Annotated in this window: 20 protein-coding genes, 1 pseudogene and 1 riboswitch; of the genes and pseudogenes, 5 read left to right on the top strand and 16 right to left on the bottom strand. The window is 70.6% G+C overall.

The genetic code is table 11. The features are described from left to right. Window positions 1-28 precede the first annotated feature (28 nt). The 4 genes from ACFWBQ_RS34180 to ACFWBQ_RS34165 all read left to right on the top strand — a co-directional run bounded on the left by ACFWBQ_RS34180 (window position 29) and on the right by ACFWBQ_RS34165 (window position 5,034). Window positions 29-901 carry an RNA polymerase sigma factor SigF gene (locus tag ACFWBQ_RS34180; RefSeq protein WP_385506323.1) on the top strand — a complete coding sequence of 291 codons (873 nt, stop codon included), beginning with the start codon at window positions 29-31 and terminating at the stop codon, window positions 899-901. A 320-nt stretch (window positions 902-1,221) separates the two neighbouring features. After that, the gene (locus ACFWBQ_RS34175; protein WP_385506320.1) at window positions 1,222-2,583 is read left to right on the top strand and encodes a bifunctional o-acetylhomoserine/o-acetylserine sulfhydrylase; all 1,362 of its coding nucleotides are present in this window, start codon (window positions 1,222-1,224) and stop codon (window positions 2,581-2,583) included. Further along, window positions 2,580-3,737: a homoserine O-acetyltransferase gene (locus tag ACFWBQ_RS34170; RefSeq protein ID WP_385506344.1), complete on the top strand. Its 1,158-nt coding sequence runs from the start codon at window positions 2,580-2,582 to the stop codon at window positions 3,735-3,737. The genes ACFWBQ_RS34175 and ACFWBQ_RS34170 overlap by 4 nt, the downstream gene beginning before the upstream one ends. 37 nt (window positions 3,738-3,774) lie before the next feature. Further along, a complete protein-coding gene (locus ACFWBQ_RS34165; RefSeq protein WP_385506318.1) occupies window positions 3,775-5,034 on the top strand; it encodes a sulfite oxidase in 1,260 nt (419 codons plus the stop codon). 149 nt (window positions 5,035-5,183) lie between these two features. On the opposite strand, the pseudogene ACFWBQ_RS34160 reads toward ACFWBQ_RS34165, so the two are convergent. Next, window positions 5,184-5,908, bottom strand: a pseudogene (locus ACFWBQ_RS34160) (adenosylcobinamide amidohydrolase). Between the two features lie 242 nt (window positions 5,909-6,150). Here ACFWBQ_RS34160 and ACFWBQ_RS34155 point away from each other — a divergent pair. Beyond that, window positions 6,151-7,143, top strand: coding sequence for a PRC and DUF2382 domain-containing protein (locus tag ACFWBQ_RS34155; protein ID WP_385506315.1), 993 nt, complete (start codon window positions 6,151-6,153; stop codon window positions 7,141-7,143). A gap of 79 nt (window positions 7,144-7,222) precedes the next feature. Here ACFWBQ_RS34155 and ACFWBQ_RS34150 read toward each other — a convergent pair whose 3' ends face one another. The 15 genes from ACFWBQ_RS34150 to ACFWBQ_RS34080 all read right to left on the bottom strand — a co-directional run bounded on the left by ACFWBQ_RS34150 (window position 7,223) and on the right by ACFWBQ_RS34080 (window position 23,088). Further along, window positions 7,223-8,035 (bottom strand): ABC transporter ATP-binding protein, encoded by an 813-nt coding sequence (locus ACFWBQ_RS34150; protein WP_385506313.1) that lies wholly within the window; start codon window positions 8,033-8,035, stop codon window positions 7,223-7,225. Next, window positions 8,032-9,114 carry a FecCD family ABC transporter permease gene (locus tag ACFWBQ_RS34145; RefSeq protein WP_385506312.1) on the bottom strand — a complete coding sequence of 361 codons (1,083 nt, stop codon included), beginning with the start codon at window positions 9,112-9,114 and terminating at the stop codon, window positions 8,032-8,034. Before ACFWBQ_RS34145 ends, ACFWBQ_RS34150 begins: the two co-directional genes overlap by 4 nt. Next, window positions 9,111-10,175, bottom strand: a complete 1,065-nt coding sequence (locus ACFWBQ_RS34140) for an ABC transporter substrate-binding protein (RefSeq protein ID WP_385506309.1) — start codon at window positions 10,173-10,175, stop codon at window positions 9,111-9,113. Before ACFWBQ_RS34140 ends, ACFWBQ_RS34145 begins: the two co-directional genes overlap by 4 nt. A 30-nt stretch (window positions 10,176-10,205) precedes the next feature. Further along, a riboswitch (cobalamin riboswitch) is annotated at window positions 10,206-10,390 on the bottom strand. A 107-nt stretch (window positions 10,391-10,497) separates the two neighbouring features. Beyond that, on the bottom strand, window positions 10,498-10,653 hold the full coding sequence (locus tag ACFWBQ_RS34135; protein ID WP_385506306.1) for a hypothetical protein: 156 nt from the start codon (window positions 10,651-10,653) through the stop codon (window positions 10,498-10,500). A 23-nt stretch (window positions 10,654-10,676) separates the two neighbouring features. Beyond that, window positions 10,677-12,584 (bottom strand): acyl-CoA dehydrogenase, encoded by a 1,908-nt coding sequence (locus ACFWBQ_RS34130; protein ID WP_385506303.1) that lies wholly within the window; start codon window positions 12,582-12,584, stop codon window positions 10,677-10,679. Window positions 12,585-12,633: 49 nt separating this feature from the next. Next, entirely contained in the window at window positions 12,634-13,581 is a 948-nt protein-coding gene (locus ACFWBQ_RS34125; RefSeq protein ID WP_385506300.1) for a carbohydrate kinase, read from the bottom strand. A gap of 103 nt (window positions 13,582-13,684) precedes the next feature. Next, window positions 13,685-14,566: an ABC transporter substrate-binding protein gene (locus ACFWBQ_RS34120; RefSeq protein WP_385506297.1), complete on the bottom strand. Its 882-nt coding sequence runs from the start codon at window positions 14,564-14,566 to the stop codon at window positions 13,685-13,687. Between the two features lie 54 nt (window positions 14,567-14,620). Further along, on the bottom strand, window positions 14,621-15,265 hold the full coding sequence (locus ACFWBQ_RS34115) for a GNAT family N-acetyltransferase (protein ID WP_385506294.1): 645 nt from the start codon (window positions 15,263-15,265) through the stop codon (window positions 14,621-14,623). Window positions 15,266-15,312: 47 nt separating this feature from the next. Continuing rightward, complete coding sequence (locus ACFWBQ_RS34110) at window positions 15,313-16,209, bottom strand: YihY/virulence factor BrkB family protein (RefSeq protein ID WP_385506291.1); 897 nt, start codon at window positions 16,207-16,209, stop codon at window positions 15,313-15,315. A 112-nt stretch (window positions 16,210-16,321) separates the two neighbouring features. Then, complete coding sequence (locus tag ACFWBQ_RS34105) at window positions 16,322-16,639, bottom strand: cupin (RefSeq protein ID WP_385506287.1); 318 nt, start codon at window positions 16,637-16,639, stop codon at window positions 16,322-16,324. Window positions 16,640-16,734: 95 nt separating this feature from the next. Next, on the bottom strand, window positions 16,735-18,363 hold the full coding sequence (locus ACFWBQ_RS34100) for an alpha-amylase family glycosyl hydrolase (RefSeq protein WP_385506283.1): 1,629 nt from the start codon (window positions 18,361-18,363) through the stop codon (window positions 16,735-16,737). Between the two features lie 106 nt (window positions 18,364-18,469). Further along, window positions 18,470-19,417, bottom strand: coding sequence for a carbohydrate ABC transporter permease (locus ACFWBQ_RS34095; RefSeq protein ID WP_385506279.1), 948 nt, complete (start codon window positions 19,415-19,417; stop codon window positions 18,470-18,472). Between the two features lie 15 nt (window positions 19,418-19,432). Further along, window positions 19,433-20,392, bottom strand: a complete 960-nt coding sequence (locus ACFWBQ_RS34090) for a carbohydrate ABC transporter permease (RefSeq protein ID WP_385506277.1) — start codon at window positions 20,390-20,392, stop codon at window positions 19,433-19,435. Between the two features lie 88 nt (window positions 20,393-20,480). Then, complete coding sequence (locus tag ACFWBQ_RS34085) at window positions 20,481-21,905, bottom strand: extracellular solute-binding protein (protein ID WP_385506274.1); 1,425 nt, start codon at window positions 21,903-21,905, stop codon at window positions 20,481-20,483. 187 nt (window positions 21,906-22,092) lie between these two features. Further along, a complete protein-coding gene (locus ACFWBQ_RS34080; RefSeq protein WP_385506271.1) occupies window positions 22,093-23,088 on the bottom strand; it encodes a LacI family DNA-binding transcriptional regulator in 996 nt (331 codons plus the stop codon). Between the last annotated feature and the right edge of the window lie 38 nt (window positions 23,089-23,126).

Below are 23,126 nucleotides of genomic sequence, written 5' to 3'. Positions count from 1 at the left end.
TGGCCTACGACCTGAGGAGTGTGACGACATGACGGCGCACACCGCGCAGACCGCAGACGTGACGCGAGCAGGGGTGTCGGACGATCTGCCGTGGATCGAGGACGCCGGAAAGATCGCGCCCAAGGACGCGCGCACCCTGTCGAGGCTCTTCTTCGATCGGCTGCAGGTGCTCGAGGAGGGCACTGCGGAGTACCAGTACGCCCGGAACACCCTCATCGAGATGAACCTGTCGCTCGTCCGTTTCGCGGCGGGCCGCTTCCGCAACCGGGGCAGCGGCGACATGGAGGACATCGTTCAGGTCGGCACCGTGGGCCTGATCAAGGCCATCGACCGTTTCGACCTTTCCCGCGAGGTGGAGTTCACCTCGTTCGCCGTGCCGTACATCGTCGGTGAGATCAAGCGGTTCTTCCGCGACACCAGCTGGTCCGTGCATGTGCCCCGGCGACTGCAGGAACTGCGGGTCGACATCGCCAAGGCGAAGGAGGCCCTGTCGGCCGGCCTGGACAGAGACCCCACCGTCCACGAACTCGCCGAGTATCTCGGTCTCGACGAGGCGGAGATCATCGAGGGCATCGTCGCCGCCAACGGCTACACGGCGGGATCACTCGACATGCCGACCGACACGGCGGACTCCGCGGGACATACGACGAGCGGCCGCACCTTCGCGGACGTACTGGGCCGCACCGACCCCGCCATGGAGGCGGTGGAGAATCTTCATGCCCTCGCGCCCCTGCTGGGTGAACTCGACGCACGCGAGCGCCGCATCATCGACATGCGGTTCGGCCAGGAGATGACGCAGGCTCAGATCGGTGACCGGCTGGGTATCTCCCAGATGCATGTCTCCCGGCTGCTCAGCCGCATTCTGGACAAGCTCCGCACCGGTATGTTCACGCAGGACTGACGGCTCGCCCGAAGCGTTCCCAGCGCCGGCGGAACCCGGCTTCGGCCCCGGCCCCGGCCCGACGGCATCCCGCCGGGCGCCCTCCCGCCCGGCCGCCTCTCCCATGCACCGGTCCGCCGCACCGTGCTCAGAGTGCGGCGGACCGGTTGCTGCAACACAACTGCCGTCTGTTGCTGCGGCATTGCAGGTTCATGGCCATCCCTGCGGCACGCTTCCGCACCCGCGGCGCGGCCCTCTACGGTCCGTAATCAGCCCGTCGCCGCCGCGTCGCCATCCGTGCTCGCGCGCATCCGCCACTGAACCACCGTGCGAGGAATGACATGAGCCAGCCGGTCGATTCCGTCACCGCAGGACACACTCCCGAGGACCACGACCGGCAGGATGCCGGGGCCGCATGGTCCTTCGAGACCAAGCAGATCCACTCCGGTGCCGTCCCGGACCCCACGACCGGTGCCCGTGCGGTTCCGATCTACCAGTCGACGTCGTTCGTCTTCCGTGACACGCAGCACGCGGCCGACCTCTTCTCGCTGGCCGAACCCGGCAACATCTACACCCGGATCCACAACCCGACGCAGGACGTCCTGGAACAGCGGATCGCCGCGCTGGAGGGCGGGGTCGCCGCCGTGGCACTCGCCTCCGGGCAGGCCGCCGAGACGCTCGCGCTCCTGACGCTGGCCGGCGCCGGGGACCACATCGTCTCCTCCGCCTCGCTCTACGGCGGTACCTACAACCTGTTCCGGCACACGCTTCCCCGGTTCGGCATCGAGGTGTCGTTCGTCGAGGACCCCGACGACATCGAGGCGTGGCGGTCGGCGATCCGGCCCAACACCAAGGCACTGTTCGCGGAGACGCTCGGCAATCCGCGCGGCGACGTCCTGGACATCCGGGGCGTGGCCGACGCGGCGCACGGGGCGGGGATTCCGCTGATCGTCGACAACACCGTGCCCACTCCGTATCTCCTGCGGCCCCTCGAGCACGGCGCTGACGTCGTCATCCACTCCGCGACGAAGTTCCTCGGTGGACACGGCACCACCATCGGCGGTGTCGTCGTGGACGGCGGCACGTTCGACTTCGGTGCGCACGCCGAGCGCTTCCCGGACTTCCACACCCCCGACCCGAGCTACCACGGCCTGCGGTACTGGCCGGACCTGGGACACAGCGCCTTCGCCGTGAAGCTGCGGGTCCAGCTGCTGCGCGACCTCGGGCCCGCGCTCTCTCCGCACTCGGCCTTCCTGTTGCTCCAGGGTGTGGAGACGCTGAGTCTCCGTCTCGAGCGGCACACCTCCAACGCACTCGCGCTCGCCCGGTGGCTGGAGGGCCGCGACGAGGTGTCGGCCGTGCACTACGCGGGGCTGGAGTCGAGTCCCTGGCACGAGGCCGGGCAGCGCTACCTGCCGCGCGGCGCCGGAGCCGTGCTCGCCTTCGAGTTGCGGGACGGGGTGGAGGCGGGCAAGCGGTTCGTGGACGCGGTCGAGCTGTTCAGCCACCTCGCCAACATCGGCGACGTACGGAGCCTGATCATCCACCCGGCTTCCACGACGCACAGCCAGCTGACCGAGGAGCAGCTCGCCGCCACGGGCGCCACCGCGGGGCTGGTGCGGCTCTCGGTGGGCCTGGAGAACGTGGACGACCTCAAGGCCGATCTCGAGGCTGGATTCCGCGCCGCGAAGGCGGCGTCCTGAACCGGGTCGCCACGTCCCCCGCACTCCCTCTCCCGCCTGCCGCCGGAGGCTGGCGGGAGGGGGATCCACCCGGCCGCCGGTCCTGGGTTGCGCTGGGCGGCCCGCTCCGGCTCGAGTCCGGGTCCGCACTGCCGGGCGTACGGCTCGCGTACGAGACCTGGGGCCGGCCGGCCCCGGGCGGCACCAACGCGGTGCTGGTCCTGCACGCGCTGACCGGTGACAGTCACGCGGCAGGCCCCCCGGGGCCCGGGCATCCGAGCGCGGGCTGGTGGGACGCCCTGATCGGGCCGGGCAGGGCGCTCGACACCGACCACTGGTTCGTCGTCGCCCCGAACGTGCTGGGCGGCTGCCAGGGCAGCACCGGTCCGTCCTCCCTGCGGCCCGACGGCGCCCACTGGGGGTCCGACTTCCCGTATCTGACGGTCCGTGACCAGGTGGCGGCCGAGGCCGCGCTCGCGGACGCCCTCGGCATCGGGCGCTGGGCTGCGGTCGTCGGCGGTTCGATGGGCGGCATGCGTGCCCTCGAATGGGCGGTGAGCCGGCCGGAGCGTACGGGATCGCTGCTGCTGCTCGCCACCCCGGCCGCGGCGTCGGCGGAACAGATCGCCTGGGGCAGCGTGCAGATCTCCGCGATCCGCACCGACCCGGGCTGGCGGGGCGGCCGGTACCACGACGCCCAGCCCGGTTCGGGTCCGCACCGGGGTCTCGGCCAGGCGCGGCGGATCGCCCAGGTCACCTATCGCAGCGAGGCGGAGCTCGGGGCGCGGTTCGGCCGGGAGGCTCAGCCCGGTGAGCTTCCGTCGCAGGGCGGGCGCTATCAGGTGGAGTCGTACCTCGACCACCATGCCGCCAAGCTGGTGCGCCGCTTCGACGCCGGCAGCTATGTGACACTCACCGAGGCGATGAACGGACACGATGTGGGCCGGGGCCGCGGCGGTGTCGCGCGGGCGCTGCGCCGGGCGGGCATGCCCGCACTGGTCGCGGGAATCGACTCGGACCGGCTCTATCCGCCGTCGCAGCAGGCGGAACTGGCGGCGCTGCTGCCCTGCGCGGACCGCCTCCGGGTCATCGAATCACCTTACGGGCACGACGGTTTCCTCATCGAGACCGGCCATGTGGGCGACCTGGTAAGGGAGTTGCTGCCCGCATCGTGACCACTTCCTGCCCATCCCCTCCCTCCCTGGAGCGCTCATGAGTTCCGTACAGCCGTCCGAAGCCGCGTACGACCGGCTGAGACTGCGTCAGTGGTCCAGCGGTGATGCCAGATCGGCCGGGATCGACCGCCGCGATCTCCTGAAGCTGGTCGTGGCGGCGTCGGTTGCTGCCCCGCTGATTCCGGCCGCGGCCTCGCCCGCCCACGCGGCGGGGACCCTGGCGGGGGTGGTGAAGCCACTGCCGCCGGAGCTGTTCACGGTGCGCGGCACCAACGCCGAATCGAATTTCGCCGCGCTGCGCGACACCGGGCTGCTCACTCCCGCCGACCGATTCTTCGTCCGCAACCACACCGCGACGCCCCGTATCGAGGCGGCGGACTGGAAGCTGACGGTCTGGGGCAGCGGGCTGACGGGCGGGCCGGTGGACTTCTCCTACGATGCCTTGCGCGCCCTGCCGTCCGTCACCCGTACCGCGTTCGTCGAGTGCGCGGGCAACGGCCGCAGCTACTTTGCCTCGCAGCAGAACCAGCAGGTCAGCGGCACCGCCTGGACCCTCGGCGCGATCGGTACGGCGCGCTGGCGCGGGGTGCGGCTCGCCGATGTGCTGCGGCTGGCGGGGATCGGGAGGGACGCGGTCGACGTGCTGCCGCGTGGCCTGGACGCGGAGGTCATCAGCGACGGGACGAATCTGGGGCGGGTGCGCAGACCGCTGCCGGTGTCGAAGGCACTGGACGACGTCCTCCTCGCCTACGAGATGAACGGCGAGCCGCTGCCGCCCGACCACGGCCATCCGGTCCGGCTGATCGTCCCGTCCTGGGTCGGCATCGCGAACATCAAGTGGGTCGGCGACATCGAGGTGTCCACGGAGCCGCTGCTGACGCCGTGGAACACGGGCCTGTACCGGCTGTTCGGCCCCGGCTATCCGTCCGAGGGCAGCGATCCGCTGACCCGGCAGACACTCAAGAGCGCCTTCGAGCTGGCGCCGGGTGCCACGTTCGCCGCCCACCGCAGGCACCTGCTCACCGGCCGGTCCTGGTCGGGCGGCGCACCGGTGCGTTCGGTCGAGGTCAGCACCGACGGCGGCACCCGGTGGCGGCCCGCACGGCTGCGCGACGAGCCCAGGAGCGGCAGCTGGGTCCGCTGGTCGGCCGACTGGGTCCCCAAGGAGCCCGGGCCCGCCGTACTGCTCGCACGGGCGACGGACCGGTCGGGCCGCACCCAGCCGGCGACGACGGCCCACAACACGCAGGGCTACCTCTTCGACGCGGTGGTGCGGCACCCGGTGACGGTCGCATGACGCTGCCCTTCGCGGTTCGGCGCGGCCCGGACAGTACGGGGCGATCACGTCCTGGGCAGCCGCGTCCGCATAGTCCATGGCGATCATGTCCTGGGCAGCCGTGTCCGGCCGCCTCCGCACGGGTGAACCGATCGCCCGGGCGACGGGACTCAAGCCTGCCGCAGTGCCCCTTCGAGAACGGCGCGGTGTACTGCCCGGGCGAGTCGTGATCCCCAGCGCGAGCGCGGGCCGCCGAAGGGTTCCCCGGCCTGCGCCCCGGGGTCGGGCGCGGCGATGCACACGGCGTCCGTGGGGGTGCCCGAGCAGTCGAGTCCGGCGTCCACGAGCGCTTGGACCTTGGCCTCGGTGGCCGTTGCCACGGCGTTGACCAGGGCGGCGTCGGAGAGGGCCACCGGGACGGTGACGACGATGTTGACCGTGCCGGGCGGCAGTGGGCCGTCTGTGCCTGCGGCCGGGGCCGCGGCCCATCCCCGTACCCCGAGGCCGCTGGTGACGGTGGCCGTGACGCCCCCGTCGGCCGCGACGGTGCAGGCGGTGACGTCCGCGGCCGTCATCAGACCGGCCCCAGGGCCGCCGAGGTCCTCGGCCGCGGCGATCTCGGCGAGGTGCCGGTCAGGGTCCGGCCTTGGGTATCCGCCCGGTACCTGCGCATTGAGAATCCATGCCCGCGGTCCGATACCGCCGCCCAGGACGGCGCTGCTGCACACCCGCCAGCCGGGTCCCAGCCGCCAGACCAGGTGGTGAAGACGGAGGCCGTCCTCCTGCCTGGCCAGCAGTTCCCCGCGCTGTCCGGGGAGGCGGATACGTACGGAACCGATGGCGCAGCACCCCCGAGGACAGGCCGCCCGACGGTCGGCAACGGCGCGTCGATCATACGTGTGGGGAGGGGCCGCATCTCCGGTGCACCCAGGAGGGTGCTCACCCGAATGGCGTAATGCTTCGCAGGGGCCGACACAGCCGCTGCGCGGGGCCACCGCCGACCCCGGGTCCTTTGGGCCGCCCCCTGCCCGAGCCGGGAAGTTGCAGCGTCCAACCGGGTGAGGCGCGATGGAAACCGGACGCGCCTCCCCTGCTGGACCCACCCACAGGACGCGCCCGGGCGAGGAGGAATCGGCCATGGGAGCCGCTGACGGTTTCACGGATTCCGGAGAACTCGACGGTCTGACCGTCTACGACAGTGACGGCGAGAAGGTCGGCAGTGTAGGGCGGGTGTACGTCGACGACGACACCGGCAAGCCCGACTGGATCACGGTCAAGACCGGCATGTTCGGCATGAAGGAGAGCTTCGTACCACTGGCCGGAGCCCGCCGCGTGGGCTCCGACCTGCATGTCTCGCACGCGAAGGACCGCGTCAAGGGTGCCCCCAGGGTGGACGCCGACGCGCATCTCTCCGTGGCCGAGGAGGAGGAGCTCTATCGGCACTACGGCCTGACCAGGAAAGCCAACGCGGGCATGGGCGGCGACGCGCGCACCACGTCCGGCACCGGAACGGCAGCCATGGGTGCCGCCGGAGCGGCGGGAGCGGCCGGAGCGGCGGCCCGCACCAAGCCAACGGGCAAGGCGACAACGGCCGGTGCCACGGGCACAGCGGCCACCACGGGCGCCGGCATGGGCAGGCACCGCGACACGGAGACGTCCTCCACGTCGCGCCCGCTCGCCGGAGCCGGAGCCGAACGGTCCGCCGCAGGCGCCGGAGGCCGGGAGGAGATGGTCCGTTCCGAGGAACAGCTCCTCGTCGGTACGGAGGAGTACGAGAGCGGAAAGGCACACCTGCACAAGTACGTCGTGACCGAGAACGTCACCCGGACGGTGCCGGTGTCCCACGAGGAAGTACGCGTGGTGCGTGAACCCATGCGGCCGGGCGAGAAGTCGACCGGTACGACGGGCATCGGCGAAGAGGACGTCGAAGTCACCCTGCACGCAGAGCGCGCCACCGTCCGTAAGGAGGCCGTCCCGGTGGAGCGGGTCCGTCTCGAAACCAACAAGGTCACCGAACAGAAGGAAGTCTCCGCCGAGCTCCGCAAGGAGAAGATCGACTACGCGGACGGCAAGGACATGGGCAGCGGCAAGGACACGGGCGGCGAGTTCGGCCAGGGACGCCGCCGCTGACCCCCTCACTCAGCGGCGACAGGCCGCGCGACAGCAGCGAGGGGCGGCCCCGGACGACTGTGGGCCCGCCCCTTCGCCATCAGTCATCCGAAGGCCGGGACGCCCGCAGCGGCCCCGGCAGGAAGCGCACCGAAGGCCTGCCGTCCGGCCCGTCCGGCGTCACCACCGCCCGTACCCGGTAGACGTCGGCGATGAGTTCCCCGGTGATCACCTCCGCGGGCGTTCCGCAGGCGACCACCCGTCCTTCTTTCATCACGGTGATCCGGTCGCAGAACATCGCGGCCAGGTTGAGGTCGTGCAGCGCCGTCACAGCGGTGACGGGCAGGGCGGAGATCAGGGACAGCAGCTCCAGTTGGTGCTGGATGTCCAGATGGTTGGTCGGCTCGTCCAGGAGGAGTTCGCGCGGCTGCTGCGCGAGTGCACGGGCTATCTGGACGCGCTGGCGCTCACCGCCGGACAGGGTGTGCCAGGACTGCTCGGCGCGATCGGCGAGACCGGTGCGTTCCAGTGCCTCGCGCACGGCGTCCTCGTCCTCGCGGCCGGGCGCCGACCAGGCACGGCGGTGCGGAATGCGGCCGAGGCGTACGACGTCCAGGACACTCAACTCGACCTGGGTGACTGCGTGCTGGTCGACCACGGCGACGCGTCGGGCGACCGTGCGACGGCCGGTCTCCGCGAGGCTGCGGCCGTCGAGGGTGACCACTCCCGCGCCCGGCCCGAGGACGCCGGCCAGGATGCGGAGCAGTGTGGACTTGCCGGATCCGTTCGGTCCGAGGAGTCCGACGGTGGCGCCGGGCGGAGGCGCGATGTCCACGCCGTCGAGGACGATCCGCCCGCCCGCTTCCCGCGTCACGCGCTCGGCCCGCAGTCCCTCGGCCGTGGCGGCGGTCATGAGGTCCTCCGGGTCCGGTACAGGACCAGCACGAAGGCGGGCACCCCGATGAGGGCGGTGACCACTCCGACCGGCACCTCCTGCGGGTCGAGGACGGTGCGCGCCAGCGTGTCGACCCAGACCAGGAACACCGCCCCCGCGAGCGCGGTGACCGGCAGCAGGCGCCGGTGGCCCGAACCGGTCAGCGCGCGGGCCGCGTGCGGCAGGACGAGGCCGACGAAGCCGATGGCGCCCGCCGAGCTCACGAGCGCCGCAGTCAGCAGCGCCGTCGTGCAGAGCAGCACGATCCGGGTGCGGGCGACATGGACGCCGAGGGCGGCCGCCGCGTCCTGGCCGAATGCGAAGGCATCGAGCGTACGGGCGTGTCCGAGGCAGATCAGCAGCGTCACGGCGAGCACCGCGGCGCACATCCACACATCGGTCCAGCCGACCCCGCTCAGGGAGCCGAGCAGCCAGAACAGCACGCCGCGGGTCTGCTCGGCGTCGGCAGCGGTCATCACGACGAAGGAGGTGAGCGCGGAGAAGAGCTGCATGGCCGCCACACCGGAGAGGACGACCCGGTCGGTCGTCCCGCCGAGCGTGTGGCTGAGCAGCAGAACGAGGGCGAACGAGCAGAGGGCCCCGATGAAGGCACCGGCCGAGACCGAGACCGCTCCCCCACCTGCCCCGAGGATGACGACCACGACCGCTCCGGTGGACGCCCCGGAGGAGACACCGAGCACGAACGGGTCGGCGAGCGGGTTACGCAGCAAGGACTGCATCACCGTGCCGCATACCGCGAGTCCGGCCCCGCACACCGCGGCGAGCAGGGTGCGGGGCATGCGCAGGTTCCAGATGATGCCGTCCCGGATCGGGGTGAGCTGCGAGTCCCCGAGACCGAGATGGGCCGCCACCGCGGACCACACGTCCGGGACCGAGATCCGGGCGGGCCCGATGGTGACGGCGACCGCGACGGACAGGAGCAGCAGAGCCGTCCCGCAGCTCCACAGGAGGCCGTCGCGCAGGACACGGACGCCGGACGCTCGGGGTACCGGTGCCTTCTGTGCACGTACGCCTGCGGCCTGCTGGGTGTCGGTCACCCCGCGAGCCCGAAGGTGCGCAGCCCTGCGGCCACGAGCTCCACGCCCTCGACGGTACGGATGGAGGGGTTCAGGGCCTGGCCGCTGAGGAGGACGTAGCGCTTGTGCCGGACCGCGTCCATGTTCTTCGTGGCGGGATTGGACTCCAGGAACTGGATCTTCTTCTCGGCACTCTCGGCGGTCTGCGACTTGCGGGTCAGGTCACCGATGACCAGGACGTCGGGGTTGCGGTCCGCGACGGTCTCCCAGTTGATCCGGGGCCACTCCTCGTGGGTGTCGTCGAAGACGTTCCTCGCGCCGAGCTCCTCGGTGATGATGCCGGGCGCTCCGCAGCAGCCCGCGAGGTAGGGCGCCTCGGCGTTGGCGAACCAGTAGAGCAGGGTGGCGTCCGACGACTCGATGCCGGCGGTCGCCTTGCCGATACGAGCCCGGAGTCGGTCGACGAGCTCGTCACCGCGTTCCTTGACTCCGAACACCTCGGCCAGATCGTGTACTTCGGTGTAGACGCTCTCCATGGTCAGCGGTTTCGTACGGGATCCGTCGCCGCTGCCGCTGTTGTCCTTGGCCGTGCAGTCGGCCGGCGAGACATAGGTGGGGACCCCGAGGTCCTCGAACCGTTCGCGGGGCGCGACGCCGCCCTTGGCGAGGGTCGATTCGAACGAGGCGCTGATGAAGTCGGGTTCCTTGTCGAGAACCTTCTCCGAGGAGGGCCGGTTATCGGCGATACGGGGGACGTTCGCGTTGGCCTTCTCCAGGCCCTTCATCACCGGGTCGGTCCAGGTGGAGGTGCCCGCCAGCCGGTCGGCGAGGCCGAGCGAGAGCAGGATCTCCGTCGACCCCTGGTCCAGGGAGACCGCGTGGTGCGGGGCCGCCGGGACGGTGACGGTGCGTCCGCAGTTCTTCAGCGTCACGGGGTACCCGGCGCTGCTGTCCTGCGCCGGTGCGGCGGATTCGCCGTCGCCGCACCCGGACAGCAGGACAAGTCCCGCCGTGAGCAGGGCGGTTCGGCGTACGGTGCTGGCTATCGGTGGCAATGGGTCCCTCTGCGTCCTGGGGCTCATGCGCGGAGCCCGGTACCGAGCACCGCTCCCCGTACGGGAGCGGGTGCCAGCAGGTTTTCGGACTCGGGTTCATCCGGACGGGACGCCTTCCCGGACCCCGAGGGTGTCCAGTGGCCGTGGCCCCGCCCGTCCCCCTCACCGCTGCGCGTCAGCTCCGGTTTCGCACCGGATTCCCTGACTCCACTTGGAGTGTGACTGGCTTCTGCAAGCTATCACGCAGCGGCACGGAGACCTGGGGCCGTGGCCGGTACGACGGGTGGGGCGTCCCCCCGCACCGGCCCCTTGCTGGGTCAGGACCTGCGGCGAACCGATTCTCCGGCTCTCACCTGCGGTGTCTGCGCCGGCGGGCGAGCACGGATGTCGTGCCCCAGTACGCGAGCAGCACGGCCCGCAGGCCGAGGATCTCGACGGCCTCGCGCACACGCCGGGCCCCGGCCGCACCACCGGGTGGCGTACGGATGGCTCGTCGGGCGCTCACAGTGCGGCCGGCTCGTCGGTCGCTCACAGTGCGGCCGGCATCGACGGCTCGGCCGGGCCTTTGCGCCAGGGGCCCTCCGGGTCGTCGTACGCGTCGGCGTAGTCCGGTCCTGCGATCGGCCAGTCGGCAAGCAGCTCTCCCGGCAGCGCGAAGGACTCGACCAGTTCGGGTGCGTGTGCGGCGACGGCAGCGATCAGTTCCTCGGTGGCCTCGGGCAGCTCGTCGACCTGCTCGGCGGTCAGGAGACCGGCCACCAGCAGATCCCCGCTGTTGCGTGCCACCCACTCGAGGGCGAACAGCCGCTCCAGCTCGGCCAGCCGCTCCCGGGCGGCGCCTTCGGGCAGCGTGGCCAGCGCCTCGGCATAGCCTTCGGCCGCCTGCCGGTACGCGTGGGCCTCGACGCCGCGCAGCGCGGCCCCGGAGGCCGCGTTCCACCGCGCGAGCGCGTCACCGTGCGGTGCCCGGAGCGCACCTTTCCTGGCACGGGTGAACCAGATCTCCTCCACCGCCGCGAGGAGCCTGCCGAGGAACCGGGGGTCGGCCAGTTCACCGGGGGTGCGGTCGACCGGGGTGTTCCCGGCCCCGTCCGCCGAGGTGTTTCCGGCCCGGTCCGGCGAGGTGTCCCCCGGAGCCGGTCCGGCGGCGAAGAGCATGTCCGCCGCCGCCTTCGCGTGGACGGCGAGATTGTCGCCCTCGGCCGTGATGGCGCCTTCGACTCCCGTGACCAGCTCCGTCATGCCGTTGTTCTCCAACAGCGCCTGGGCGCCGCAGCGTTCACGGCACTCGACGATCACCGCGCGGGACTTCCAGGTGATCCATCCCTTGGCGACCGCCACCAGCCGCTCCGCCTCCGCCCTGTCCTCATCGGTGCAGCGTTCCCACCGGTCGAGGGCCCTGCGGTGCAGCAGGCTCATGGCGAAGACCGTGGCCATGGCCGAGGCGAGCGGCCCGTGGTGGGTCCGGTGGGCGCTCACCGGAATCCGCCCGGTGCCCCGGGCACCGGAGATCAAGCGATGGCCGCCGTAGCGGACGGCGACCGCAAGCGTCGCGCGGGCGGAGCCCACCGCGCTGGCGCTCATGGAGATCCTCCCGGGAGTCACACGGCCGATGGACGTCAGGAAGCGGCGCCGCCGGTCGGCGGGAGTACTGCTGAGCACGCAGTCCCCGCCGATACCTCTGCGGTCCCCCAGCAGGGCGTCCCGCCCCACGAACAGCCGGTCGAACGAGGTCAGACAGTGGTCCACGGGGCTGCCCATCCGGGCCGGCAACCGCCGGATCCGTACGCCGGGAAGCGCCTGGGCGTCGTCGGTGAGCGGCACCAGGAAGAGGCGTACCCCGTGTTCCGTACCGTCGACGAGAAGACGTGCGGCGACCAGCCCCGTTTTCGGTCCTCCCGCCGGGCTGGTGTTGGGCATGAACTTCTGTGCCCCCGCGTGCGGGGTGTGCAGGACGAACCCGTCGCGCTCACGGTCGTACGCCGCGGTGGTCTCCAGGGACGCCGCGTCGTTGCCGTGGACCACCTCCGTACAGAGAAAGGTGCCGATGCGTCGCATCCCCAGATAGTCGGACAGGTCGCGGTCCGTGCCGGCGTCGTGGTCGAGGAGGCTGCCGAGGAAGAGGCTGTAGTGGATGCCCGCCACGGTGGTGAGCGCGGGGTCCACCGGGCCGAGCCACTCGTGCAGGGCGGCGAGCGCGCGTGGGTCGGCGGCGAGGCGGGCTCCGCTGTCGAGGGACCTGTTCAGGATCCGCAACCGGTCGTAGGCGAGACGGAGGCGCTCGTCGGGGGTGCCGCCCCCGGGCCGGCGAAACGGTTCTGTGCTGATCAGCCGCTGCCAGAAGCCGTGCTCCCGGCGGAAGTCCGCTCCGAGGAGGACTCCGGTCAGCAGATCGGCTGCGGACGGGTGGACGGTGTCGGTAAGGGTCACGGTCATGAAGGAGTAAACGACCGGGGCGGGCGGGAGGACACCGGCGACGGCATCCTCAAGCCTTTGGGACAGGTGCCCCGGTCAGTCCGGCCGCAAGCTCCTCCTCGTCGGGCGGAAGGGCGCCGGCCCGTGCCACGGTCACGGCGGCCGATGCCACCGCGTGGCGCAGCACATCGCCCAGCGTCTCCGTGTCGAGTGAACGCAGCCGTGCACGGCCGCCCTCCCCGAGCAATCCCTGCGCTGCCAGGGCGTGCAGGGTGCCGGACATGAACGCGTCGCCCGCGCCCACGGTGTCGACGACCCGGACGGGCACCGCGTCGATGCTCACCGTCGCACCGGGAAGGACCGCCAGCGCCCCGTCGGCTCCCCGAGTGACGAGGACGACCGCGGGGCCGGAGCGCAGCCACCGCTCGGCTGCCTCCTCCGGTGTCTCACCCGGGTACAGCCACGCCAGGTCCTCGTCGCTCGCCTTGACCACATCGCTGAGCGCGACACAGCGTTCGACCTTCCCTACGGCCTCGGCATGATCTCCCATCAGCTCCGGCCTCACATTCGGGTCGTAGCTGACGGTCGCGGCTGCCCGGAGTGATTCGACGGCGGCAAGGACAGTTGCTGCCCCTGGCTCCATGACGGCGGCGATCGACCCGGTGTGCACATGGTGCGGCGGCCGCTCCGGTGCCATCGGGGCCAGCGACCAGGTGATTTCGAAGGTGTACGTGGCCCGGCCCGTGTCGTCCAGGGTGACGGCGGCGGACGGCGTGGGCGCGCTGCTCCTGTCGGTGCGCACACGGACCCCTGCCGAGGCCAGATGGTCCCCGATGAGCCGGCCGTTCGCGTCCTGGCCGAGCTGGGTGAGGAAGGTGGTGCTCCGGCCCAGCCGGGCCAGACCGTACGCGACGTTCGCCGGGCTGCCGCCCGCGTGGACTTGGTCTGCCGCGCCCGGCGCCCGGACGATGTCGGCGACGCATTCGCCGATGACCAGCAGAGCGAGTCTGTCGAGCATGAGGAAGGTCTCCTGGGGGGGGTGGCGCCGACGGAGGTGCCCCGGCACGCGGTGGCTGCCGGACACACTGCCGTCGATTCTGCAGAATTCTGGGGGAACCTGCTCAGCCGTTCCGTACACCCTCCACGGCGTCCGCCACCAGTGCGAGGAAGCGGGCGTGGGCCTGTGGACTGCACAGGGGCTCCGGGTTCCACGGGACGATCCGCGCTTCCTCCGTGGCCGCCCGCCACTTCGGTGCGCCGATCTCGCCGAGCGGGGTCGCGTTCGACCGGACGTCCGCGAGGACGACGTGCGGCCGCAGCGCCGCCGCCTCCGCCCAGTCGGTGGTGGACCAGTTGACTCCCCCGCCCGCGGCCGGTGACACGAGGTTGACCCCGAGCTCGGCCAGGACGCGCAGTTCGGGCCACAGCGGGGGGCGGGCGATGTGCGTCTGCTCCTGGCCGGCCGGTGACAGGGCCACCACCCGCGGGCCGTCCGGAACGGCTGCGGCCACAGCGCGCAGCCGTTCCCTGGCGGCCTCCAGGTCCTGCGCGACACCCCGGGCCGGTTCAGCGCCGAGCGAGTGCGCCAGCTCGGCGAACCGCTCGGCTATGCGGTCCAGTGTGCGCGCTTGACCCACGTCGATCACGACCACCGGGACCCGCTCCTCCAGCTGCTTGGCAGTGTCCGGGTCCAGCCCGTAGACCTGGCCGTGGCCGTAGCTGACGGCCACGACCAGGTCCGGCCGTCCGCGTAACAGGGTCTCCACATCCAGGCCGGCACCCGCACCCCGGTAGTCGACGGCATCCAGCGGGAGGGAGCCGGTCTTCGCCCGGTCGGGCGTCGCACCGTCATGGCCGGAGCCGAAGATCCCCTCCGGGCGTACGCCGTGGTCCCACAGCGTCGCCCCGGCCTGGACGTAGGCGAGCACGCGCGAAGGGCGCAGCTCCGCCGCCAGCAGCTGCCCCCGGTCGTCCGCGAACCTCCACGCACCCTGCTCCGTCACGTGTCTCACTCCTCCGCACCGACTGCCCCGGCCCTCACCAGGGCTCGCACCTGACTACCTGCCCAGCCCGTCGCCGCCCCTACCCTCCGTGGAACGCCCCAGATAGGCGAGCGGCCCCGGATCCGGGACCTCGATCTCGTGGAATCCGAGCCGGTCGTAGAAAGCCCTGGCCGGGATGTTCGACGTCAGCATGGACAGGTGGACCGCCGGGACGCCTTTGGCGTGGAGCGCGTCCAGGAAGAAGCCCATCAGCTCCCTTCCGTACCCCTTGCGCTGCCATGGCGGCAGCAGGTCGATGTGCAGGTGCGCCGGGTGTCCGTCCAGCTGGGGAAGGATCATTCGCTCGGGGCGGTAGAGGAGAGCAGCCATTTCCTCGGCGAGGGTGCCCGGCGTCCCGTCGGGCTCGGGGAAGCGTTCCGTCACCTGCGGGAGCCAGACCTTACGGAACGCGTCGACGAACTGCCGCGTGTCCGCGGTCCCCAGGACGTAGCCGACCGCCTGCCCGGATCCGTCGTCCAGGACGAAGGTCAGCTCAGGCTCGAGGTACGCATAGGGCGCCGCGAACAGGGCCGGCATCAGCTCCGGGTCGGGGTACAGATGCCGGGAGTCACCGCCGTTGTCGGCCGTGCGGACGCAGATCTCCGCCAGGGCCTCGCGGTCGCCGGGCCGGTAGGGACGTACGTGTGCTGCCTGGTTCATTGCCCCATCCTGCCCACCTGGGAGCGCTCCCACAAGGGCCGGGCCCCTCAGCTCCCCCCACCCTTCACGCGTGCCAGTTCGACGTTGAACTGTGCGCCGGCCAGCAGCGCCAGGTTGGTGAACCAGGTCCAGATCAGGAAGACGACCAGACCGGCCAGCGAACCGTACAACCGGCTGTAGCTGCCGATGTGGGTGGCGTACAGCGCGAATGCGGCCGAGGCGAACAGCCACAGGAACGCCGCGAGCACTCCGCCCGGCAGCCCGCGCCGCACGCCCCGGGCGGTACGCGGGCCGGTACTGAAGAGGACCAGGATCAGACAGGCCACCAGGCAGAGCAGTACGGGCCACTTGAGACCGGCCCAGAGGGCCTGACCGGCATGGGTCAGGCCCGTCCGGTCCCCGAACCAGCGCGCCAGGGGGCCGGTGAGGACGAGGGCGAAGGCACTGGCCATCAGCAGGACGAGCAGTCCGATCGCGGACAGCACAATGATGTGCGCCTGACGCAGGGCGGGCCTGGTGTCCTTCACCTTGTGCATGGCGTGCAGCGCTCTGCGGAAGACCGCCAGGTAGCTGGAGGCCGACCACACGGCGCTCACGCCCCCGGTGGCCGCGAGCAGCCAGACGGCAGTGCGCTCGTGGGTGGCCGCCTCCAGGGGCTGGCGCAGCGCCGCCCCGGACTCGGCGGGCGCGAAGGCCGTGATGTCGGCGATCAGGGCGTTGGTGGCGCCGGGATTCGCGAGGCCGATGACGGACACGGTGACCAGGAGCGCGGGGAGCAGCGCGAGGATGGCGTAGTACGTGAGGGCCGCGGCCCAGTCGGAGAGGTCGTCGTTCCAGACCGAGACGGGAGTACGGCGCAGAGCGGTGCGCCAGCTCGGCGGTGCGGTGCGCCCGGGCGGGGGCGCGGTGTGATCCGCGGCGGGGGCGTCGGTCCTGCTGGGCACGCTGGTACTCCGGGGGACGAAGGAAGGATCGGCGGGCCGGACGTCCGCACAGGACGGCCCGGCTGCCACCTTTCTCTCATGCCTCGTTCCCGCAGGTGTATTCCAGGGGGGCTCAGTCGTTGACAGCTGTCAGCAGGACCACGGCGTCCTCCAGCGCCAGCAGCCCGTGCCGCTCCTGGGGAATCGGGTGCAGCCCGCCCGCCGTCAGCTCCACGTCCCCGGAGGCAGCGGTCAGCCGGACCGTGCCGCGCAGCACCTGAAGCGATGCGGCGGGGGGTGCGTTGTGCTCGTCGAGGGCGGATCCCGAGGTGAGTGCGATCACCGTCTGCCGCAGCGGTTCCTGCCGCAGCAGCAGGTGCGCGCTGCGCCCGTGCGCGTTGGCGCGGGCTGCGGTCAGGTGCTCGTCGGCCAGAGCGTTGAGATCATCCATACAACAACTGTGCCGCAGCCTCCGCTCCCCCGCTATCCACCTCGGGCCGGGCCGCCACCGGGTGCGTACGGTGACGGCCCGCCCCGGCGGCGACATCAGCTCCGCAGCCAGGCCGCCGCATCACTGGGCAGCAGGCCGGAGCCGTCCAGCGGGACACTGGTCAGCAGTATCCCGGCGTGGTCGGGGAGTGGTATCGGAGCCCCGGACAGGTTCACGGCACAGATCAGGCCGTGGGGCCGGGTGAAGGCGAGCACTCCGGGCTCCGACGGCAGCCAGTTCAGCTGTCCGTCCGCCGATTCCGCGGGGTCCGCGGCGAAGCCCGGTTCACTGCGGCGCAGCCTCAGGGCTTCGCGGTACAGGCTGAGCATCGAGCCGGGATCGCCGCTCTGCAGACCGGCTGCGTAGGACGGCCAGGATGCCGGCTGCGGCAGCCAGGGTTCCTCCGCGGACCCGAATCCCGCGTGCGGCTCCTGGTCGGACCACGGCAGCGGCACCCGGCAGCCGTCGCGCCCCGGGTCGACGCCGCCCGAGCGCAGGTGCATGGGGTCCTGGATCCGCGTCCGCGGGATGTCGGCCTCCGGAAGGCCGAGCTCCTCGCCCTGGTAGAGGTAGACGGCGCCGGGCAGTGCCAGCGAGAGCAGGGCGGCGGCCCGGGCCCTGCGGGTGCCGAGCTCCAGATCGGTCGGGGTACCGAAGACCTTCGCGGCGAAGTCGAAGCCGGTGTCCTCGCGTCCGTACCGGGTCACGGTGCGTGTCACGTCGTGGTTGCACAGCACCCAGGTCGCGGGGGCACCGACCGGTGCGTGCTCGGCGAGGGTGTCGTCGATCGCGGCACGCAGCAGCCGGGCGTCCCAGGGGCAGGCCAGGAAGGTGAAGTTGAAGGCGGTGTGCAGTTCGTCGGGGCGCAGGTACCGGGCGAAGCGCTCGGAGTCGGGAAGCCACACCTCGCCGACGAAGATGCCCTCGTACTCGTCCGCGATGGCGCGCCAGGAGCGGTAGATGCCGTGGAGTTCGTCGCGGTCGATGTACGGGTGGGGGTCGACGCCCTCGGTGAAGTCCGGCAGGGCGGGGTCCTTGGCGAGCAGGGCCGCCGAGTCGATCCGTACACCTGCCACACCCCGTTCGAACCAGAAGCGCAGGACGTCCTCGTGCTCCTGGCGGACGGCCGGGTGCGCCCAGTTGAGATCGGGCTGCTCGGGAGCGAACAGGTGGAGGTACCACTGGCCGTCGTCGAGCCTGGTCCAGGGAGTGCCGCCGAATTCGGAGACCCAGTCGTTGGGAGGGATCTCACCGTTCTCGCCGCGTCCGGGCCTGAAGTGGAAGAGATCGCGCTCGAGGCTGCCCGGGCCCGCTGCGAGTGCCGCCCGGAACCAGCTGTGCCGGTCGGAGACATGGTTCGGGACGATGTCGATGATGGTGCGTATGCCCAGTTCACGGGCTTCGGCAATCAACTTCTCGGCTTCGGCGAGATGACCGAAGGCCGGGTCGATGGCGCGGTAGTCGGCCACGTCGTAGCCGCCGTCGGCCAGAGGTGAGAGATACCAGGGGGTGAACCAGAGGGCGTCCACGCCCAGTTCCACGAGATAGGGCAGCCTGGCCCGTACTCCCGCAAGATCGCCGGTGCCGTCTCCGTCGCCGTCGGCGAAGCTGCGTACGTAGATCTGGTAGATGGCGGCGTCGCGCCACCAGGTTGCGGTGGCCTCGGTCGGACGGATGGCTGCCACGTGGCGATCCTTTCGGGCAGGTGGTACTCCGCCGCCGGCCCCGGACACGGGGCGCGTGGTGGGAGGACCGGCGGCGGAGTGCTTGTGGGAGACGGCAGGGGTACTTCTAGCCCTTGAGGCCGCCCGCGGTGAGACCGCTCATGATGTTGCGCTGGAAGAGAAGGAAGATCAGCAGCGTCGGGACCGACGCGATGGTGAGCGCGGCGATGAGGACGTTTTCCGGAACTCCGCTGGCCAGTGAGTAGATGCCCACGTTGAGCGTCTGTCTGCTCGGGTCGGGCAGGGTGAGCATCGGCCAGAGGAAGTCCTTCCAGACTCCGACGACGGCGAAGATGGAGACGACACCGAGGATCGGCCGGGAGATCGGCAGCACCACGGAGCGCAGGGTGCGCAGGGGGGAAGCGCCGTCGATGGCTGCGGCGTCGAGCAGTTCGCGCGGGATGGAATCGAAGAACCGCTTCAGCAGGAAGATGTTGAAGGCGTTCGTGACGGACGGCAGCCAGATGGCCCAGGGCGAGTTGAGCAGGTTGCGCTCGACGATCGGCACGTCGAGCACGGTGAGGTACTGCGGTACGACGAGGACGGTCGCCGGGATCATCAGGGTGGCGAGCATCATGCCGAGGATGACCTTGCCGAAGACCGGGCGCAGCTTGGAGAGCGAGTAGGCGGCGGCCACGTCGAAGATCAGCTGGAAGGCCAGCGCGCCGAACGCGTAGTACAGGGTGTTGAAGAGCAGCCGGGACAGGTCCATCACGTTCCACGCCTGGGAGTAGTTCTCCGTGTGGATCGAGGTGGGGAAGGCCGTGGGCGGGCTCTGTACGACTTCCTGAGTGGTCTTGAGTCCCCCGGTGACCATCCAGTACAGGGGCCCGAGGAACGCGATGGTGAAGGCGGCGATCACCACGGCGAAGACGATCCAGTAGAGGGCCTTGCCACGGGGGCGGCCGAGCTGAGCGGGTGAGATCAGGGTCCGCTGGCGGCCGAGGTCCGCCTCGCGGGGGCCTCCTCCGCGCCCGCCGGCACCTCGCCGGGAGACAAGCGTGTTCGATGCCATCCTCGTACTCCCGTCCTAGTCTTCACTGTTGCGGCTGAGCCGTACGTACACCGCGGAGAATCCCGCGAGGACGACGAGCAGGACGAGTCCGAGAGCCGCCGCGCTGCCGTAGTTGTTGAAATTGAAGGCGTACTGGTAGATGAGGTAGACGACGGTCGTGGTGGAGCCTTCGGGACCCGCTCCGTTGGTGAGCAGGAAGGGCTCGGTGAATACCTGCATCGTCGCGATGATCTGCATGAGCAGCAGGAGCGACAGGATGAGCCGGGTCTGCGGAATGGTGACGTGCCAGATCTTGCGCAGCAGTCCGGCGCCGTCGAGTTCCGCCGCCTCGTACAGCTCGCCCGGGATCCCCTGGAGTGCGGCGAGGTAGATGAGGGTGGCTCCGCCCATGTTCATCCAGGTGGCCGCGATGACGACGGAGAGCATCGAGGTGTCGGGGTCCTGGAGCCATTGCTGGGCGGGCAGATGGAGGAATTCCAGGATGCGGTTGAAGAGTCCGTAGCCGGGGTCGTAGAAGTACTTGAAGAGCAGTACGGAGGCGACCGGCGGCAGCATGACCGGCAGGTAGACCAGCAGCCGCAGATACCCCTGCGCATGCCTGAACTCGTTGAGTACGACGGCGATGACGAACGGGACCGCGAAGCCCAGCAGGAGCGCCAGGACGGTGAAGAGCAGGGTGTTGCGCCAGGCCTGCCAGAAGGCCGGGTCGTTGAAGACGTAGCTCAGGTTGGACCAGCCGGCCCAGGTCGTACGTCCGTCCTCGGTCTTCTGGAAGGCCAGGAAGAACTCCCGGACCATGGGGTACCAGGAGAAGAACGAGAAGCAGAGAACCGCGCCGATCAGGAAGCCGTGCGCGGAGATGTTGCGGCGCAGGGCGCGCACGAACGCCTCGCGGGCGGGGGCCTGCCCGGCGGGGCGGCGGGGTCCGGGCGGTGGCGGACTCGCCTTGCTCGTGGACAGGGTAGGGGCCGACATGGTGTCTCCTCGGTGCCGGTGCAATCGCTCGCAGTCGGACGGTCGGGATTGCGGGGCCGGGTCCGCGCGGCCCGGCCCCGCGCGTCCGTTACTGGTTCGCCAGAACCTGGTTGACCTGCTGCTCCGCGGTGGAGAGCAGCTTGTCGATGTCGGCGTCCTTGTTGGTCAGCACTCCGGACATCGCGACGTCGAGGATCTTGTAGATCTCCTGTGCCTTCGGCGGCTCGGCCTTGCCCTGGACGGGGTTGTCCATGAAGGCCTTGAAGTTCTCGATGGGCATGGTCGCGTTCGCGGCCCGGGCGGCGTCGTCCTTGGTCTTGCTCTCACCGGTGAAGAAGTTCGGCTGCGGCAGCCCGACCGGCAGCTGGTCGGCCTTGGTGCGGGCCCAGTCGAACTGTCCCTTGCCGGGCGAGAGGGTCTTGAAGTTCAGCCAGGCGATGGCTGCCTTGATCCTGTCGGGCGAACTGCCCTTTTTGATCATGTAGTTGTTGCCGCCGAAGAGGGTGGCCTCGGCGCCCGGGATCGGCCCGAGTCCGAAGCTCTCGTACGTGGCACCGAGTTGCTGGACCATGTACGTGATGTCGTCGGGGGCGGCCAGGAACATGCCGAGCTTGTCGGTGGATATCTGCTTCTGCAGATCGCCCCACTTCAGCAGCTGGGTCTGCCCCATGCTGTTGTCCTCCCAGCGCATGTCGTGCAGCTGCTGGAGGACCTGCTTGCCCTTCTCGTCGTTGAAGGCGGCCTTCTTGCCACTGGCGTCCACCACGTCGCCGCCGAGGCCGTACTGCGTCGCGGCGAAGTGCCACCCGCCGTTGTTGCCCGCGCTGTACTCGCCGAAGCCGGCGATGCCCTTGCCGAGCGCCGCGATCTTCCTGGACGCCGCGCGGACCTCTTCCCACGTGGCCGGCGGGGTGTTCGGGTCCAGGCCGGCCTGCGTGAACAGCTTCCGGTTGATCATCAGGCCCATGGTGTAGTTGCTGGTCGGCAGGGCGTAGAGCTTGCCGTCCTTGCGGGCCACGTCGAGGACCTGGGGCTGGATCTCCTTCAGCGCCGGGACGGACTTGTCGTTGACGTACGCCGAGATGTCCTCCGCCCCGTCGTTGTCCAGCACCTGCTGGAGGTCGGTGAAGTAGGCGTAGAACACGTCCGGCTGCGACTTGCCCTTGAGCATCGCCGTGAAGCGCGGCGGCTCCAGGCACTGTCCGGGCGTGGACTTCCCGTTGATCTTGACGTTCGGGTACATCTTGCCGAACGCCTTGATGTCCTCTTTCCACTCCCGTAGCTCCGCGGCCTTTGCGGCCGGCGGCATGCAGTCGATCGACAGCGTCACCTTGGCCTTCGGGTCCAGCGGTGCTGACGGATCGGACGAGCCGCTGCCGGAACCGCTCTCGTCGTCCTCGCTGTTGCTGCTGCTCGTGCCACAGGAGGCAAGAGCAGTCAGGGCGAGTGCGGTGACGAGCGCGGCGGCGGAGGTTCGACGTGTGCGAGAACGGCGGAACCCAGCACTTCTCATCGGTGGTCCCCTTCGGGCATGAGCATGGAAGGCCCTCGGCGAACTCTCTGCCGGGGCGCGGCTTACTCAACCACCGCCGACATGTGAACGCAATATCTCGCGCAGTCTTCGTAAATGTTTGACAGCCCTCCGCATCCGGAGCAGCCCGCACCCACCGCCACGGACAGCGATCCGCCCTCGACGCCTGTCAGTTGCGCGCCTGCGCAGTCGAACCGCGGACCACCAGCTCCGGCTCGAAGAGGAGCTCGCCGGGCGGCACGGTGCCACCCTGGATCAGCGCGCAGAGCAACTCGACGGCCGCCCGCCCCATCGCCTCGATGGGCTGACGGACCGTGGTCAGCGGCGGTTCGGTGCAGCTCATGAACGCGGAGTCGTCGAAGCCGACGACCGAGACGTCCGAGGGGACTGCGAGACCCCTCCTGCGGGCGGCGCGCACGGCACCGAGCGCCAGCGGGTCGCTGGCACAGACGATCCCGGTGACACCCCGCTCCAGCAGGCGCGAGGCCGCGGCCTGGCCCCCTTCCAGGGAGAACATGGAGCGCTCGACGCGCTCCGGCGGGAGCGCTCCCGTGAGGGCGAGCGCGGCGGCCAGCTTGCGCCGGGAGGGGACGTGGTCGGAGGGGCCGAGCACCAGGCCGATGCGCTCGTGCCCGAGGGACACCAGGTGCCGCCACGCCTGTTCGATCGCGACGGCGTCGTCGCACGACACACAGGGGAAGTCCAGCCCCTCGATGGACGCGTTGATCAGCACGACCGGGATGCGGCGGTCGGCGAGCCGCCGGTAGTGGTCGTGCGGCTCGTCGGCCTGTGCGAAGAGCCCTCCCGCGAAGACGACACCGGACACCTGCTGCTGGAGGAGCAGCTCGACGTAGTCGGCCTCCGAGACGCCCCCCTTGGTCTGGGTGCACAGCACGGGCGTGAGCCCCTGCTGCGCGAGGGAGCCCCCGATCACCTCGGCGAACGCCGGAAAGATCGGGTTCTGCAGTTCGGGCAGGACGAGGCCGACGAGCCGGGCCCGCTCGCCGCGCAGCTGGGTCGGCCGCTCGTATCCGAGCACATCGAGTGCCGTCAGCACCGATTCGCGGGTCGTCCGCGAGACTCCGGGCTTGCCGTTGAGCACCCGGCTGACCGTGGCCTCGCTGACCCCTACCTTCTTCGCCACCTGGGCAAGTCGTCGCGTCATGACCGCAACGCTAGCGCAAATCTTGCAAGCAGCCGACT

It is taken from the genome of Streptomyces sp. NPDC060035, assembly GCF_042736635.1.
Classification (GTDB): Bacteria; Actinomycetota; Actinomycetes; order Streptomycetales; family Streptomycetaceae; genus Streptomyces.
This window is presented reverse-complemented; position numbering and strand designations above follow the sequence as displayed.